General features: G+C 70.7%; 1 protein-coding gene. It reads right to left on the bottom strand.

The window, feature by feature from the left end; all coding sequences use genetic code 11:
* Positions 1 to 649, bottom strand: a 649-nt coding sequence (locus tag NS283_RS18165; RefSeq protein WP_153003426.1) for an FAD-binding protein, incomplete at its 3' end; no start/stop codon positions are given.
* Positions 650 to 680: the final 31 nt, after the last annotated feature.

Below are 680 nucleotides of genomic sequence, written 5' to 3'. Positions count from 1 at the left end.
CAATGCCGCTCTCGGCCGCCTTGCGCGCCAGGTCCAGGTAGCCCAGTTCCGGCTTCCACGGCCGCGGCAGGCGCAGCCGCACCCGCGTGATGACCGCACGGCCGGCCAGGCCGAAATCGTTGGGGCCGCTGCCCGGCGGGTGCTTGAACACGGAATCGCGGTAGCCGAAGGCGCACTGGGCCGCGTCGAGCGTGAAGCGGCGGCCGGTCTCCAGGTCGATGCCGTCCAGCGATTCGAAGCGGTCCTGCAGCTCGACGCCATAGGCGCCGATGTTCTGCACCGGCGCCCCGCCCACGGTGCCCGGGATCATGGCCATGTTCTCCAGGCCGGGGCAGCCCTGTTCCAGCGTCCAGCGCACGGTGTCGTGCCACGGCTCGCCGGCGCCGATCTCCACGATGCAGGCGCGGGGCGTGTCCTCGACCACGCGGCGGCCGGGAATCTCGACCTTGAGCACCTGCGGCTTGACGTCGCCGGTGATGACGATGTTGCTGCCGCCGCCGAGCACGAACTTGGGCGTCTCGCGCCAGTCCTCGCGGGCCAGCACCTCGGCGATGTCGTCCTCGCTGCGGATGCGCACGAGTTGCTGCGCGCGGGCGACGATGCCGAAGCTGTTGTGGGGTTGAAGGGGGACGTTGCGCTCGGCGATCATGGGAGAATTTTCGCATCCGCCGCCTCGGGCC

The sequence above is a fragment of the Microbacterium testaceum genome (genome assembly GCF_001476285.1).
Taxonomy (GTDB): domain Bacteria; phylum Actinomycetota; class Actinomycetes; order Actinomycetales; family Microbacteriaceae; genus Microbacterium; species Microbacterium testaceum_B.
This window is presented reverse-complemented; position numbering and strand designations above follow the sequence as displayed.